This window comes from Mycobacterium triplex, assembly GCF_000689255.1.
GTDB classification, from domain to species: domain Bacteria; phylum Actinomycetota; class Actinomycetes; order Mycobacteriales; family Mycobacteriaceae; genus Mycobacterium; species Mycobacterium triplex.
In genome coordinates, this window is sequence record NZ_HG964446.1 from 3756705 (window position 1) to 3772607 (window position 15903).

Annotated in this window: 14 protein-coding genes; 6 read left to right on the forward strand and 8 right to left on the reverse strand. The window is 66.1% G+C overall.

Annotated elements, in window-relative coordinates:
• The first annotated feature begins 12 nt into the window (after positions 1–12).
• The 5 genes from BN973_RS17415 (at position 13) to BN973_RS17445 (ending at position 5416) form a co-directional block, all read left to right on the forward strand.
• Positions 13–321, forward strand: coding sequence for a hypothetical protein (locus BN973_RS17415; RefSeq protein WP_036469673.1), 309 nt, complete (start codon positions 13–15; stop codon positions 319–321).
• A 470-nt stretch (positions 322–791) separates the two neighbouring features.
• Positions 792–1718, forward strand: a complete 927-nt coding sequence (locus BN973_RS17420; protein WP_036469674.1) for a hypothetical protein — start codon at positions 792–794, stop codon at positions 1716–1718.
• A 427-nt stretch (positions 1719–2145) separates the two neighbouring features.
• Positions 2146–2391, forward strand: a complete 246-nt coding sequence (locus tag BN973_RS31095; RefSeq protein ID WP_139830103.1) for a hypothetical protein — start codon at positions 2146–2148, stop codon at positions 2389–2391.
• A 2039-nt stretch (positions 2392–4430) separates the two neighbouring features.
• A complete protein-coding gene (locus tag BN973_RS31750) occupies positions 4431–5096 on the forward strand; it encodes a DUF5631 domain-containing protein (protein WP_084163437.1) in 666 nt (221 codons plus the stop codon).
• Between the two features lie 14 nt (positions 5097–5110).
• Positions 5111–5416, forward strand: a complete 306-nt coding sequence (locus BN973_RS17445) for a DUF2563 family protein (RefSeq protein ID WP_036469678.1) — start codon at positions 5111–5113, stop codon at positions 5414–5416.
• Here the strand turns inward: BN973_RS17445 and BN973_RS17450 are convergent.
• A complete protein-coding gene (locus BN973_RS17450; RefSeq protein WP_036469681.1) occupies positions 5413–6540 on the reverse strand; it encodes a M24 family metallopeptidase in 1128 nt (375 codons plus the stop codon). The genes BN973_RS17445 and BN973_RS17450 overlap by 4 nt on opposite strands.
• A gap of 103 nt (positions 6541–6643) precedes the next feature.
• Here BN973_RS17450 and BN973_RS17455 point away from each other — a divergent pair, with 103 nt between their 5' ends.
• Positions 6644–7600 (forward strand): 5'-3' exonuclease, encoded by a 957-nt coding sequence (locus BN973_RS17455; RefSeq protein WP_036469684.1) that lies wholly within the window; start codon positions 6644–6646, stop codon positions 7598–7600.
• Position 7601: 1 nt separating this feature from the next.
• On the opposite strand, the gene BN973_RS17460 is transcribed toward BN973_RS17455, so the two are convergent.
• From BN973_RS17460 to pafA, 7 genes are all read right to left on the reverse strand, one after another.
• A complete protein-coding gene (locus BN973_RS17460; RefSeq protein ID WP_036469686.1) occupies positions 7602–8348 on the reverse strand; it encodes a DUF4333 domain-containing protein in 747 nt (248 codons plus the stop codon).
• A 55-nt stretch (positions 8349–8403) separates the two neighbouring features.
• Positions 8404–11184 (reverse strand): DEAD/DEAH box helicase, encoded by a 2781-nt coding sequence (locus BN973_RS17465; protein WP_036469688.1) that lies wholly within the window; start codon positions 11182–11184, stop codon positions 8404–8406.
• Positions 11185–12141, reverse strand: coding sequence for a twin-arginine translocase subunit TatC (gene tatC, locus BN973_RS17470; RefSeq protein WP_407067552.1), 957 nt, complete (start codon positions 12139–12141; stop codon positions 11185–11187).
• Between the two features lie 43 nt (positions 12142–12184).
• Positions 12185–12451: a Sec-independent protein translocase subunit TatA gene (tatA, locus tag BN973_RS17475; protein ID WP_036469693.1), complete on the reverse strand. Its 267-nt coding sequence runs from the start codon at positions 12449–12451 to the stop codon at positions 12185–12187.
• Positions 12452–12524: 73 nt separating this feature from the next.
• On the reverse strand, positions 12525–13496 hold the full coding sequence (locus BN973_RS17480) for a helix-turn-helix transcriptional regulator (RefSeq protein ID WP_036469695.1): 972 nt from the start codon (positions 13494–13496) through the stop codon (positions 12525–12527).
• Positions 13493–14482 carry a helix-turn-helix transcriptional regulator gene (locus BN973_RS17485; protein ID WP_036469697.1) on the reverse strand — a complete coding sequence of 330 codons (990 nt, stop codon included), beginning with the start codon at positions 14480–14482 and terminating at the stop codon, positions 13493–13495. Before BN973_RS17485 ends, BN973_RS17480 begins: the two co-directional genes overlap by 4 nt.
• A gap of 52 nt (positions 14483–14534) precedes the next feature.
• Entirely contained in the window at positions 14535–15893 is a 1359-nt protein-coding gene (gene pafA, locus BN973_RS17490) for a Pup--protein ligase (RefSeq protein WP_108924125.1), read from the reverse strand.
• Positions 15894–15903 lie beyond the last annotated feature (10 nt).

A 15903-nucleotide genomic window follows, 5' to 3' on the forward strand; every position in this document is an offset into this window, starting at 1 on the left:
TGACTGAGTCAGATGAAAGAGCCCATCGACTGGATTCGAGCCGTATTTCTCGGAGCGATCTCCGGCGGCTTCCTCTGGGCGGTCATGTTAAGTGTGCTGTTTCTTGTGACTCACGGAGATACCACGACACGCGATCTCTACACATTTCTTCTCGCCGTGTCGACTGGTGTCCTCGGCGTGGGAATCACCATGTACTTGCGGGTCAGGACATCGCGCTGGCGCAGCACAGCGATGGGGATTATTTTGGCCCCGCTGATCGGAGGTTCAATCCTATTGTTCGTCACGCTGACTGTAGTTCTGCCCTCACAGAGGACGCACTGACGTGGGGGACTCGGAGCGCATCGATTCGTTTGCGTGTGCTCAGAAGCATCCGATTCAGCTCCTGGCCGGACTGTTTACCGGTGTGATGTCGACGCTTCTCACGTTCGGTTGGTTGTGGATTTTCGCACCGATCCTGCCCTTGATTCTGTGGGGGATCACGATCAGGTTCCGTCGCACAAAAGCCTTCTCTGTTGGGGCGTTGGCGGCATTTGCCGGGGTAGTCACTTTTGTCGGATCGTTCGTAATTTTGACAGTAACTCTATCGCTAATAATTGGATCGAGTCCTCCGCCATCTGCGAATTTTCGCTAATCGTGAAGTGGTGATTCCGACGGTGAATTGACCAGCGTCGGCGGCAGGGTTAGCCTCGCCACCAGGGCAAAAGGGGGAACCTAGTGATGTTGGCCGACGCTGTTTCGCGAGCGGAGCGTATCTCGGGATCGTTCCACTCGCCGTCGCGCGGGAGGGCGTCATGAGCGGTGACGATGAGATTCGAATTATCCTCGAGCACTTGGCCAAGTTGAGTGGGGGTCCGCCGCCCCCGGGGATCACACCCGATCAGCTGGCTACGGGAACGGTGCCTTTGAGTCAGCTGTTGAGAGCTCTGGGCCTTGCGGCCAATGGCGGTGATCCCGGCGACATCGGCGACGCTCAAACCGGATATGCCGAACGCGACGCAAAAGTCGGTGACGCCATGGCCAAATTCCCTGCGAACGAAGCAGAGTCCGCCGGCAAGTTGGGTGGAGCCGGCAGCCCCGCCGAGATGGCTCAGCAGATTCCGCAGATGATCTCCGGCGTTGCAGGCGGCATATCGGGCGCCATGCAAGGTTTACTCCAACCGTTGAGCCAACTTCCGCAGCAGGCCGCTCAGATCGGTCAGCAAATGATGCAAGCCGGTATGGGTGCGATGCAACACGGCGGAGAAGCGGCTGCAGTTGGCGAGGCTATTCCCGGTGAGCTAACGGGCTCGGCGAGCGGCGCCGGCGGAGGCGGTGGCGGTTTGGGTGGCGGCGGGCTCGGCACCACGACGCCGACTGGGGGTCTCAACCCGCTCCCCGCTCCTTCGGCCGGTACCGAGCCCGCGTCGTCGCGTGCCACCTCGGTCCCGCCACCAAGTGCGGCGGCGCCGACTGGCCCCCCGCGGGGCGGGATGGGCGCGATGCCGATGATGCCGCCGGGTGCGATGCACGCTGGCACTGGGGGTAAAGACGAGAAGCCCGATACGAAACGTATTGTGGCGCCGACAGTTAAGAACGGCGCGCCGGTCCAGGGCCGTATCACCACACCGCCGCCGGCTCCCGAGGTCGTCAAACGTGTTGAGGGCAAACCGGTTGCGAGTCGACGCATCATCCTGCCCGACCAGAAGCGTGACGAAGATGACCCCAACTCAAGCCGCTAGACGATTGTTGTCCGGGTTAAAGCCACCGCCAGATCCCTTGCAATACAGTCGGATAACGATTGCAAACCGCCGCTTTTCCACCAAAACGCACATTACCTCCGTAATCGTGGACGAGCGATAGGATCAGCCCGTGTCGCACCTCACTCCGCCTCCGCCTATACCGCCCTCACCGCAACCTTGGCCAGCGTCGTCGACGGTCCCACGGACGCGACAGTGGCCAATGTTCGCATTCTTGCTAGTCGCCCTCTTGGTGACGCTGGCCGTTGCGATCGCCGGCTGGTTTCGACCGCTGCCCGCGAAACAGACTCCCCCGCCGACATATTCGAGCCAGCAGATTGCGGACGCGAAGACTGCTATCTGCGCGGCGTACCAGCAAGTGCGTAAAGCCGGAGACTTGGCTGGCGCGCGAAGCGGAGGTAGTGACCCGATGGGACTGCTCGCGGTAGCAACGAGCTCACGGCAGGTCTTCGACGCAGGTAGCCGCTACCTATCCACCAAGCTCGCCGAGCAGCCAGCGACACCACCCGATCTCGCTGCCGCGATTCAGAAGCTAGCCAACATCTATCAACAGCTCGCAATTGACTACCTTGCTGAGGCGCCTGATTCAGAGACGAACCCACTAATACGCGCCGGAACTGATGCGCACACAACAATCGAAGGTCTGTGCAAATGATAATGCCACCCGACTGACCACGCTGCTGATCGTTGCGTAATTCTGCAATTTCTTAATATCCGAGCTAAAAGTCAATGATGCTAAACAAAATCGCTAAAGTTGATTTGAGGGCATTTTTACTTGAGACCCAATCCAGCTCGTGCACTAATCCGAATCGCTCTTGCCAGCTTCAACGCACGAGTGACTAGCGCCGCCACGGATAAGCGATACGATCAAACCGTGTTGGACTTGGCACCTCCACCCCACGCGCCAACCGGACCAGCCACCTGGTTACGAGCGGGTGGTGCACCCGCTCGGCGACGTCGACGGCGCTTGCGCGCGTTGCTGATCGATGCCCTCCGGGCGACGGGTGATGCGGCTATGAACAGCTCGTTCCGACCATTGCCTACGCAACCGACATGCTGTGGCAAAATAGCCGTTGAGACTAAAATGACGGCATGTTTGGTCTGCGAAGAAGTCGACAAAGCGATCACAGCGACTGTTGCGCGAGGCGAACGAACTGGCCTGACGACCCAACTAGTGATCGCAGCTGAGAGCCGACAAACGCTGCTGGCGGTTCAATAATGCTTCCGCCCGGAGAATGGTCGATCTATATTGTTGGTGATCAGTGGGTAGATGACCAAGACTTAATGGCGCTTTCTCAAGGCAAGCTGAATCGTGAAAACATTAAGACTGAATTTTCAAAGTATGGAAATGTCCTGCGCGTCGCCCAAACCGGGCCACTCGCAGACCAACGCGGATTTACCGCTGACGATCTCCGCGACGCCTTCCGGCGGGGTGAACAACAAGCACGGCTGGTGGCCGAAAAAAATGGTACTAAGCAGGGGGCATACGGCACCGCCTACGACAGCATCGTTAGCCTGCGACATGACCTGACCAATTTGGCCGCGGAGGGCAATCAACGGATCAAAGAGATCCAGGACTCCAAGGAACCCGTGCAAGCGAAGGTCCCGCAGATCATTGCCGCAATACACCAGTATCGAGCGCTAGCCAGCATCACCGCAGCGAAATACGCCGGAAATGTACTGGACGCCATGCAGACAGTTCTCGATTCAGAAGGAACTGGTCTTTCGGCGCGCCAATTCGCGCAAGCTCAGGGCTTGGACGTCGGCCAGATATTTAAGCCTCCCGTCGACGATGAGATTCTCCAAGACCATGTGCTCAAGGCGATGAACCAACACGATTCGCCCATGGGTTTGGTCAACGGCGCCAAACTTCCACCAGAACAGACCCCTACTGCTCCTGAGCCGCCGATGCCTCTGGCGCATAACGCGAGTTTCCAGACTGGCAGCCCCCCGATGGAATCTTCGCCCGCTGCAACTCCATCACCGATGAAGCTCGCTAGCAACGCGAAACTTTCAGGTCCGCAAGCCCCACCAGGAGGGCCCACACCGGCCGCGGGCCCTATGCCGACTCCATCCGCTCCGATCCGGACCGGCGGCTCGATGCCCAGCGCGCCAATGATGAGCCCACCCAGCCCGAGCCTCCATGGAGCTGGCGCAACACCCCTCGCCGGCGCGTCAGCCGCCCCTACGAGCCCCGTCCAACCGGTCACCCCGGCCGACTTGATGCACAGCTTCGACAAGGGAATGCAAGCAGGGACACCGATTTCGGCGACGGCCGGTGCGATGCCGCCACCTCAACCCCCGGAGCCACAATCCCCGCCGACGACGCCAGTCTCCGGAATGGGCAGCGTCCCGGTCAACACACCGGCATATGAGGCGCCGCCGGTCGCGCATGCGGCAGCCCCCGATCCGACCCCGGCACCACAGGTCGTCGCGGGACCACAGGCACCGGCTGTCCCGGCCGCGCCCACGCCCGCGGGCCCGCTGCCGGCTTACGCGTCCGACATACGGCCGACCATCCCAGCGGCCTCCCCTCCCGTCGTGCCGTCGAGCGCGCCACCGTCAGCGATCGCAAGCTCCGCGCCGGTCCATCCCTCAGCTGGACAAGCCGGCGCCGCTGGCCCCACTGTGGTTCGTCAAACGCCTGCCCCGCCGCCGCCGTCGTCGCCGTCAAGCCTGGGTACCGAGGCCGTCATGGCCACCGCGACCGGCGCGGCCGCCGGAGCCGCATCGGCCAATGCGACGGCGCGGGCACGGTTGCAAAGACTCGTGTCCGCCGTCGCCCGTCAGCAACCCCGATTGGCCTGGGCCGCCGGCGACCGTCCCGATGAAACTACCGTGCTCACAACCGATCTCGCGAGCGGCTGGATTCCGCCCGGTATCGAGCTGCCGGCCGCGGTCACCCTGCTGTCCCCCGAACGCCGCCGCGGCAACATCGAAACCCTGCTCGGCGAAGTAACTCTCGCTGCCGGCTATACCCCGATTCACCACGTTCCCGAGGAAGACGAGCCGGTCCCCACATCGCCACGTCCGCGGCGTGTGCCCGAAATCGACGAGCTCGGTTGGGAACTCAACCAGGCGACTCAGTGGCGCGACGGCCTACCCAGGCTGGCTCACACGCTAGCAAAGGCCGCCACCGGCGGTACCGGGGTGCTCGACAAAGAGGTCGAACTGTTGCAAACCCATCTCAAAGAGGTCAGCACCCGCGTTCTGGACAGCTACCCCGACAACGTCGACCCCCACGACGTCGGCAGCTGGCAGCTACTGGCGGCAATCGAAGCGCTTGTGGCAGGCGACAAGTCGGCCGCCAACTATCACCTCGCCTGGTTCCAGGCCTGCAGCAACACGATTCAGCACTGACGAAAGGGGCGGCGGTGTTCGTCGACACGGGATTACTGCACTCAGGCGGAAGCCAGTCGCACCGCGCGGGTGGTCATGCCCAGGACGCGGCCGAACGCCTGTCCCGCGGACCATTGATGTCGGGAATGTTCGGTGACTTTGACGCCGCCGACGCGTTTCACACAGCGATAACCCTCGCCCACGGCAAGCACGTGAAAAACCTTCAAACCCATGGGGAAACGCTGACATCGATCGGCGGCAAGGCACACCAGGCCGCCGCAGAATTCACCGGCATGGAGGCGCACAACTCCGCGGACCTGCGGGCCGTGCGACCCAGCTAGCCCACCGGTACCACGACCAGTTCGTGCGGCCGGTTGTTGACCGGCAATGCGCCATCCTCGGTCACCACGACGATGTCTTCGATACGGGCGCCCCAACTCCCCGGAAAGTAGATGCCCGGCTCGATCGAAAAGGCCATCCCCGCAGTCAAAGGCAGATTGTTGCCGCTGACGATGTAGGGCTCCTCGTGCACCGAGAGCCCGATGCCGTGGCCGGTGCGATGCACGAAAAACTCGGCAAGCCCGGCTGAGGCCAACACCTCGCGCGCTGCGGCGTCGACCTGCTCGGCGGTCACCCCCGGACGAACCGCCTCAAGAGCCGCCTCTTGGGCTCGCTGCAGCACCGAATACTGTTGTGCCACATCGGCAGAAGGCTCCCCCAAGCTGTAGGTGCGCGTCGAGTCGGAATGGTATCCGGGTTCGTAGGCTCCCCCGATGTCGACGACGACGATGTCGCCAGCCCGCAGTTCGCGATCGGAAAAACTGTGGTGCGGGTCGGCACCATGCGGGCCGGAGCCGACGATGATGAACGACACCTCCGAATGCCCCTCGGCGACAATGGCTTCGGCGATATCCGCGGCGACGTCGGCCTCGGTGCGGCCCGGGATCAAGAACTCGGGCACCCGGGCATGCACGCGGTCGATGGCCGAGCCGGCCTTGCGCAGCGCGTCGATCTCGCACTGCTCCTTGACCATCCGCAGCGTGCGCAAGATGTCGGTGGCCAACACCGGCGTCACGCCAAAAGCCCCGGCTAGCGGCAACAGATGCAGCGCCGGCATCGAATCGGTGACAGCTGTCGCCAAGAGACCACCACCCAACGCCGCGAGAACCAGCCGATACGGATCGTCGCCGTCGACCCAATCGCGCACCGCCAAACCCAGTTCCGCGATCGCCGAACCCTTCAGCGAGGCCAGCTCCAGCCGCGGCACCACGACCGTTGGATCGCCGAAGGCCGGCACCACCAGCGCGGTCAGCCGCTCGAACGTCTGCGCGCGCGAGCCGCTGAGGTAGCGCAGGTCGTATCCCGGGGTGATCACCAGGCCATCGAGCCCGGCCTCGGCGGTCGCGGCGGCGGCGGCTGCCAGGCGACGGGCATAGACCTCGGCGCCGAATCGGTGAGAGTCCATGGCAGCCAGGCTAACCGCACGTGCCGAACGTCGAGTTGATGTGGTGTTTTTGCCGGATGGGCGACAACAAGTCGACGTTCGACACCATGAAAAGATAAGCCGCATGCCCGCACCTCTGTGCCTCCTCGACGGCGCCAGCATGTGGTTCCGCTCGTATTTCGGGGTGCCGTCGTCGATCACCGCCCCCGACGGCCGGCCGGTCAACGCCGTCCGCGGCTTCATCGACTCGATGGCCGTGGTCATCGCCCAGCAGCGGCCGAAAAGGCTGGCCGTCTGCCTGGACCTGGATTGGCGACCGCAGTTCCGGGTCGACCTGATCCCGTCGTACAAGGCGCATCGGGTGGCCGAGCCCGAACCCGAAGGCACACCCGACATCGAGGAAGTGCCCGACGACCTGTCGCCGCAGGTCGACATCATCATGGCGCTGCTGGACGCATTCGGGATTCCGACGGCCGGTTCGGAGGGTTTCGAGGCCGACGATGTGCTGGGCACGTTGGCCGCCCGGGAACGCCACGACCCGGTCGTCGTGGTCAGCGGGGATCGCGACCTGTTGCAGGTGGTGGCCGACGATCCGGTCCCGGTGCGGGTGCTCTACCTGGGTCGCGGCCTGGCCAAAGCCACCCTGTTCGGGCCAAAAGAGGTCGCTGAAAACTATTCAGTGCCCGTCGAGCGGGCCGGGCCGGCCTACGCGGAACTCGCGCTGCTGCGCGGCGATCCGTCCGACGGCCTGCCCGGTGTGCCGGGCGTCGGTGAGAAGACGGCCGCCACCCTGCTGGCTCAACACGGCTCGCTGGATCAGATCCTGGCCGCCGCCCACGACCCGAAATCCAAGATCGCCAAGGGCTTGCGCGCCAAACTGCTGGGCGCGACCGACTACATCGAAGCCGCCGGTCGGGTGGTGCGGGTGGCCACCGACGCGCCGATCACGCTGTCGACACGCACCGACGAGCTACCCCTGGTCGCCGCGGACCCGCAGCGCACCGCCGCGCTGGCGACGGAATATGGTGTGGGGTCCTCGATTGCGCGTCTGCAGAAAGCGCTCGACTCGTTGCCGCAGTGAGTTACTGCGGCCGGCCGACCTCGTAGGTGCCCTTGTCGTCCTGGAAGGTCACGGTCACCTTCTTCTGAGCACCGTCGATGCTGACGCTGCAGTCGAAGGTGGCACCCTTTGTCACGGTGGGGTCGGCGCCGTTGTTGCACTTGACGTCTTTGACGTTCTTGGCGCCGTATCCGTTCGTCTCATCGGTCAGGACCTGCTGCACGCCGCTTTGCGCCTTGTTGATGTCCAGCTTGGTGGTGACGAAAAAGCCGGGCTCCCAGAAACCGAGCACCAGCACGATCGCGATCAGCAGAAAGGCGACCGCACCGGCCACGCCACCGATCAGCGCCATCGAGCGCTTCTTCTGCGGCTGACCCGGGTACTGCTGCGGGTACTGGCCGGGCTGGCCGTATTGCCCCGGCTGACCGTACTGGCCCGGCTGGCCATACTGCCCGGGCTGCTGACCGTACTGGCCCGGCTGCGCGTACTGCCCGGGCTGGCCGTATTGCCCCGGCTGGCCATACTGGCCGTATCCCGGCTGCTGTTGCTGGGGATAGGGCTGGTAGGCGTGCTCAGTCGGCTGCTGGTACTGCGGATACTCGGCGGGCGGGGTGTATGCCGGCGCCTGCCAGGTCCCCTCCTGCGCCGACGGTTGCTGCTGCCAGGGTGAGCCCACCTGGCCGATCTGAGTCGGTTCCTGGGAGCGATCGCCACCCTCGCCGGGCGGTTGCCACTGCTGGCCAGGGTCCGATCCCTGCGGTCCGCTCATCGTTTCTCCTCAATCGCCTTGTGTCTTGGCCCTGTAACGGTAGCTCGGAGCCAGCCTACCCGGCATCAACTGCGACGACGCCGCGCCGAACATCGTTGATAGCCCGCTTCGCGGTCGCCCGCACCTGCGCATCCGGGGCGGCATTGCGAACCTGGTCCAGCAGGTCGAGCACCTGGCGGCACCACCGTACGAAATCCCCTGCCAGCAATGGCGAACCGGTACTGGTTGCGTCGGCCGCGGCCAGCGAGGCGGTCAGGTCGCCGGTGCGGGCCCAGCGGTAGATGACGGTGACAAAACCATCGTCGGGTTCGCGGCTCGGCGCGATGCGGTGTGTTTGCTCGTCGGCGCGCAGCGCGAACGAAAGCTTCGCCGTCTGCAGCAAAGCCTGCCGCAATCGCGGCGTGGGAGCCTCGGCCGCAAACGGCGCGCTGGGCCCGTCGCCGCCGCGGGTCTCGTAGAGCACCGACGAGACGACGGCGGCCAACTCGGGGGGCTTCAGCTCCGCCCACGCCCCGGTGCGCAGGCATTCGGCGACCAGCAGGTCGCTCTCGCTGTAGATGCGGGCCAACAACCGGCCGTCGTCGGTGACGCGCGGATCACCCGCGGAGCCCTGGATGAACTCGCGCTCGGTGAGCAGCCCGACGATCCGGTCGAACGTGCGAGCCAGCGAGTTGGTGGCGGCGGCGATCTTCTTCTCCAGCTGGGCGTTGTCGCGCTCGATGCGCAGGTATCGCTCGGCCTCGCGTACCTTCGCCTCGACGCCGGGGCTGTTGTGCGCCGGGTGGCGCCGCAGCTCCTCCCGCAACGACGCCAGCTCCGGGTCGTGGAAGCCGCCGTCGGGATCCGCGGCGCGACGGCGCGACGGCACATCCAGCGGAGCGGCGGCCGAGCGCAGCGCCGAAGCCAGATCGCGCCGGACCCTGGGCTGCCGATGCTCGACCCGCTTGGGCAACGACATCGAGCCCAGCGGCGCCGCCGCGCCCGAGTAGTCGGCCGACGAAATCCGGCCCGCCCAACGGTGTTCGGTGAGCACCAGGGGCCGCGGATCGTCGCCGTCGCGCGCCGATTCCAGCACCACCGCCAGTCCGCTGTGCCGGCCGTTGGCGATGGTGATGATGTCGCCGCGGCGCAGTCCGGCCAGCGCCTCGTTCGCGGCTTGGCGCCGGTGCAGCCGCGACGCACGGGACTGCGCGCGTTCCATCTCCGTGATCCGCGCGCGCATCCGGGCGTATTCCAGGATCGGCGCGTCGGCCCCACCGAGTTCGGTGGCGATCTCGTCCTGCATCCGCTTGCCGCGGTCGATGCCCTTCACCAGCCCGACGACGGAGCGGTCGGCCTGATACTGGGCGAACGACTGCTCCAGCAGCTGATGCGCCTGCTCCGGGCCCATGTGCTGCACCAGGTTGATCGTCATGTTGTACGACGGCGCAAACGAACTGCGCAACGGGAACGTCCGGGTGGACGCCAGCCCGGCCACCGCCGACGGTTCGGAGGTCTCCTCGGCCGGATGCCAGAGCACCACCGCATGCCCCTCGACGTCGATGCCGCGCCGCCCGGCCCGCCCGGTCAACTGCGTGTACTCCCCCGGCGTCAGCGGCACGTGCGCCTCGCCGTTGAACTTCACCAGCCGCTCGAGCACCACCGTGCGAGCGGGCATGTTGATGCCCAGCGCCAGGGTTTCGGTGGCGAACACCGCCCTGACCAGCCCGGCGGTGAACAGCTCCTCGACCGTGTGCCGGAAGGCCGGCAACATCCCGGCGTGGTGGGCCGCCAGACCGCGCAGCAACCCCTCGCGCCACTCGTAGTAGCCGAGCACCGCGAGGTCGGCGTCGGCGAGGTCTCCGCAGCGGTGCTCGATCACCTCGGCGATCTGGGCGCGTTCCTCCTCGCTGGTGAGCCGCAGCGGCGAGCGCAGGCACTGCTGGACCGCGGCGTCGCAGCCGGCGCGGGAGAACACGAACGTGATGGCCGGCAACAATCCTTCGGAGTCCAACGTCGCGATCACGTCGGGCCGCGAGGGCGGGCGGTAAAACCGGGGCCGCTCCGGCCTGCCCCGGCCCGGTTGGCGCCGAGGACCACGCCAGTCGCCCATCCGGTCCGCCTCGCGGCGGTGCGCAATGTGGCGCAGCAGTTCGGGATTCACCCGCGGCTGACGATCGGCGGCCGGCTTGTCGTGCTCGTAGTCGAACAGGTCCAGCAGGCGCTTGCCGACCAGAACGTGCTGCCACAGCGGCACCGGCCGGTGCTCGTCGACCACGACCGTGGTGTCACCGCGCACGGTCTGGATCCAGCCGCCGAACTCCTCGGCGTTGCTCACCGTCGCCGACAGGCTGACCAACCGCACCTCGTCGGGCAGATGCAGGATCACCTCTTCCCACACCGGACCGCGCATCCGGTCGGCAAGGAAATGCACCTCGTCCATCACCACATGGGAAAGTCCTTGCAGCGCAGCCGAATCCGCGTAGAGCATGTTGCGCAGTACCTCGGTGGTCATGACCACCACGGGCGCATCGGCGTTGACGGACATGTCGCCGGTCAGCAGCCCGATCTTCTCGCGGCCATAGCGCGCGGTCAGGTCGGTGTGCTTCTGGTTGCTCAACGCCTTGAGCGGGGTGGTGTAGAAGCACTTGCCGCCGGCGGCCAGTGCCAGGTGCACGGCGAATTCGCCGACCACGGTCTTGCCCGCACCCGTTGGCGCACAGACCAATACGCCATGACCGCGTTCGAGCGCCGCGCAGGCCCGCGTCTGGAAATCGTCGAGGGCGAACGGCAACTCCGCGGTGAACCGAGGCAGCTCGGTCAGTTCGGGGACGCCGCCGTCAGGTGCCGCGGGCATTTACGTGACGTCGTCGTGTTGCCCGGCGAGCAGTGACGGCTCGGGTGCCGGAGAGGGCGGCTCGATGACCGACGCTTCGTCGTCAGGGATCGCGGTTAGGGCTTCGCGCTTGGCTTTTCGCTTGTCATGAACACGGGCGATCTGAATGGCCAACTCCTGCAGCACCGACAACGCGACGCCCAGGGCGGTCATCGAAAACGGGTCCGAGCCGGGCGTGAAGATCGCCGCGAACACGAACATCGCGAAGATCAGCCCGCGCCGCCACGCCTTCAGTTTCTGGTAGGGCAGCACACCAACCATGTTGAGCATGACGATCAGCAGCGGGAATTCGAAGCTGAATCCGAACACCAGCAACAGGTTGATCAGGAAGCCGAAATAGCGGTCGCCGGACAGCGCCGTCACCTGCACGTCGCTACCGACGGTCAGCAGGAAGCCCAGTGCCTGCGACAGGACGAAGTAGGCCAGCACCGCACCGCCGATGAACAGCAGCGCGGCGGGGATCACGAACCCGATCGCGAAGCGGCGTTCCTTCTGGTACAGCCCGGGCGTGATGAACGCCCACAGCTCGTAGAACCACACCGGGCAGGCCAGCACGATCCCGGCCGTCATCCCGACCTTGAGCCGCAGCATGAATTGGTCGAACGGCGCGGTCGCCAGCAACCGGCACTGCCCGTCGGCGCTGATGTCCGCGCGCGCCGACTGCGGCAGCGAGCAGTAGGGATGGCGCAGCCACTCGCCCAGGCTCTCCAGCCCGAAGAGCGGATGTCCGTACCACACGAAGCCGAGAATCGTGGTGACCAGGATCGCGGCCAGCGAGATCAGCAGCCGGGTGCGCAGTTCGGTCAGATGGTCGACGAGCGACATCGTCGCGTCGGGATTGGTGCGACTGCGTCTATTGCGCGGGTTGAGATGCTTCAGGAGCGCAGCAGTGCGCGCTGAAGTCTTGAATGCTTTCACGACGCTCGGTCAGTGGCGCTCGGGCACCGCGGCCGAAGCCCGGCTAAGCGGGGCGCGCTTCGGTGTGGCCCTGCTCGGAAGCCGGCGACGGGTCGACCCGCTGCGACTGCACGGGCGCAGGGGCCACCGCAGGGGTTTCGATGGAAGGCGCGTCGGTTTTGTTCTCCGTCTGCATTTCGCGCAGCTCGGACTTGAAGATGCGCATCGATTTGCCCAACGAGCGCGCTGCATCCGGGAGCTTCTTGGCACCGAACAGCAGAATCACGACGACCGCGAGGATCGCCCAGTGCCACGGACTTAGACTGCCCACTTTGTTTACCTCCAGACGTCCACCCGATGCTACCGCAGCGCGGCCGACAGCCGGTGTGCCCGCGCCGCGGGGATCAGGACGTCACTGCCTGGTAAGACTCCAGGGCCGCCACCGCGGCATCGCGTACCCGCCGCGCAAGGGAGTGCGGTTCGACGACCCGCACGTCCGCGCCGAAGCCCAGCACCAGGCGGGTCATCCAATCCTCGGAGGCGTAGGTCATGACCGCCTCGCACGATCCGTCCGGCAACTCGCGCACGTCGCGCATCGGGTAGTACTCGAACACCCACGACGCCGACGGCGACACCCGCAGCCTGGCCGACGGCAGCGACGGATCGCCATCGAACAGCGACGTGTCCGGGGGGGCCTGCAGTGCCGGCTGCGGCGGCGCGGCCGGCTCGCCGAGTTCGGTGGCCTCGACGATCCGGTCGAACCGGAACAGCCGCACGCCCTCGGCTTCGCGCGACCACGCCTCCAGATAGCTGTGTCCGCCGATCAGCAACACCCGGATGGGGTCGACGATCCGGCTGGTCAGGGTGTCGTGCGAGGCCGAGTAGTAGTCGATGGCCAGCGCGTGTTTGTACTGCACGGCCGTGCGAACGGTGGCCGCGGCCCGGTTCTCGATGGGGGCCGGGTCGTCGATCGCGGTGACCGAACTCGTCGCGTCCTGCCCGACGGCACCGGCCGCCGCGGCGATCTTGGCGATCGCGCTGCGTGCGGCCTCCGGGTCGACCACACCCGGGATGTCGGCCAGCGCCCGCAGCGCTACCAGCAGGCCGGTGGCCTCCGGCGAGGTCAACTTCAGCGGGCGATCGATGCCCGCCGAGAACGTCACCTCGATGGTGTCGCCGGAGAACTCGAAGTCGATCAGATCCCCCGGGAAGTAGCCGGGAAGTCCGCACATCCACAGCTGGTTGAGGTCTTCTTCCAGCTGCTTGACCGAAACCCCCAGCTCGGCGGCGGCCTCGGCCCGGGTGATCCGCGGGTTGGCCTGGAAATACGGCACCATGTTGAGCAGCCGGACCAGGCGGGTGGATACCGCTGTCACGCTGGGGCCTCGGCTTGGGCGCGCAGCCGGGCGAGCACGTCGTCGCGCAGCGATTGCGGCTCGAGTACGACGGCGTCGACCCCGTATCCGGCGATTTCGCGGGCCAGCCGGTCGGTGGAGCTGATCTCGAGCTCGATCACCTCGCCGTCGCGGCCGCCCAGCTGCCGGGCACCGGTGGATCGGCCGGCGCGACGCAATGCGGTGGCCCGCCCGTCGGCGACCCACACCAGGGCCTGCGCGCCGGTCGGTGTCTCGGCGACGATCTGCGCGACGATCTTGCGCAGGTCGACGTCGTTGGGGACGGTGACCGCCCCGGCCGGGCCGATCGGCTCGACGTCGTCGCCGATGCGGGACAGCCGGAAAGTGCGGGTGGCGTTGCGGTCGCGGTCGTGGCCGACCAGATACCAGCGACCCTTCTCGGTGACCACGCCCCACGGCTCGACGGTGCGCATCGTGTACGGCTCGGTGCGTGACGGCCGGTGCGGAAACCGCACGGCCCGTCGAGAATCGATGGCGGACAACAGAATTCCGAGCACATCCTCGGACCCGCGCAGGCCCGGCACGCCCTCCGGGGAGGCGATGGCTACCGGGGCCTCGGGGTCGACATCGACCCCGGCAGCGCGCAGCTTGAGCAGCGCGCCCTGGGTTGCCGTGATCAGTTCGGGTGATTCCCAGAGCTGGGTGGCGACGGCGACCGCGGCCGCCTCGTCGGCGGTCAGCTCGACCGGCGGCAGCGAATAGGCGTCGCGGTTGATGCGGTATCCCTCGCTGGGGTCCAGCGACGAGACCCGGCCGACCTCGAGCGGGATGCCGAGATCGCGCAGCTCGTTCTTGTCACGCTCGAACATCCTGGAAAACGCTTCGAGGCTTGGGCTTTCGGAATAGCCGGCCACGCTGGTCCGGATCTTCTCCGCGGTGATGTAACCGCGAGTGGACAGCAAGGCGATCACGAGATTGACCAGCCGTTCGACTTTCGAGGTCGCCATTTGCTCCAGGTTAGATGGCCCGCACCCGGCGCGCGCACCGACTCGCCAAGGCCTACATGCTGGCGATGAGCCGCTTCACCCGCTCGTCGACCGCCCGGAACGGGTCCTTGCACAGCACGGTGCGCTGCGCCTGGTCGTTGAGCTTGAGGTGCACCCAGTCGACGGTGAAATCGCGACCGGCCGCCTGAGCGGCGCTGATGAATTCGCCGCGCAGCCGCGCCCGGGTGGTCTGCGGCGGATTGTCCACCGCCTCGGCGATGTCCTCGTCGGTGGTGACGCGCGCCGCCAGGCCCTTGCGCTGCAGCAGGTCGAAGACGCCGCGACCACGCTTGATGTCGTGATAGGCCAGGTCCAGCTGGGCGATCTTCGGATCGGACAGCTCCATGTTGTAGCGGTCCTGGTAGCGCTGGAACAGCTTGCGCTTGATCACCCAGTCGATCTCGGTGTCGACCTTCGCGAAATCCTGGCTTTCGACGGCGTCCAGCTGCCGGCCCCACAGGTCGACGACCTGCTCGATCTGTGCGTTGGGCTCGCGGGTCTGCAGGTGCTCGACGGCGCGGCTGTAGTACTCGCGCTGGATGTCCAGCGCGCTGGCCTGCCGCCCGCCGGCCAGGCGCACCGGCCGGCGGCCGGTGACGTCGTGGCTGACCTCGCGGATGGCGCGGATCGGGTTGTCCAGCGAGAAGTCGCGGAACGGGACACCGGACTCGATCATCTCCAGCACCAGCGCGGCGGTGCCCACCTTGAGCATCGTGGTGGTCTCGCACATGTTGGAGTCGCCGACGATGACGTGCAGCCGCCGGTACTTCTCGGCGTCGGCGTGCGGTTCGTCGCGGGTGTTGATGATCGGGCGGCTGCGGGTGGTGGCCGACGACACGCCCTCCCAGATGTGCTCGGCGCGCTGCGACAGGCAGAACGTCGCGGCCTTGGGGGTCTGCAGCACCTTGCCGGCCCCGCAGATCAGCTGGCGGGTGACCAGGAAGGGCAGCAGCACATCGGAGATCCGGGAGAATTCACCGGCCCGCACGATCAGGTAATTCTCGTGGCAGCCGTAGGAGTTGCCCGCAGAATCGGTGTTGTTCTTGAACAGGTAGATATCGCCGCCGATGCCTTCGTCGGCGAGCCGCTGCTCGGCGTCGACCAGGAGGTCTTCCAGCACCCATTCCCCGGCCCGGTCGTGGGTGACCAGCTGCACCAGGCTGTCGCATTCGGCGGTGGCGTACTCGGGGTGGCTGCCCACATCGAGATACAGCCGGGCGCCGTTGCGCAAGAACACGTTGGAGCTGCGGCCCCATGACACCACCCGGCGGAAAAGGTAGCGGGCTACCTCGTCCGGGGACAGGCGGCGATGGCCGTGGAACGTGCAGGTGACACCGAACTCGGTCTCGATGCCCATGATTCGTCGCTGCACAACATCGAGG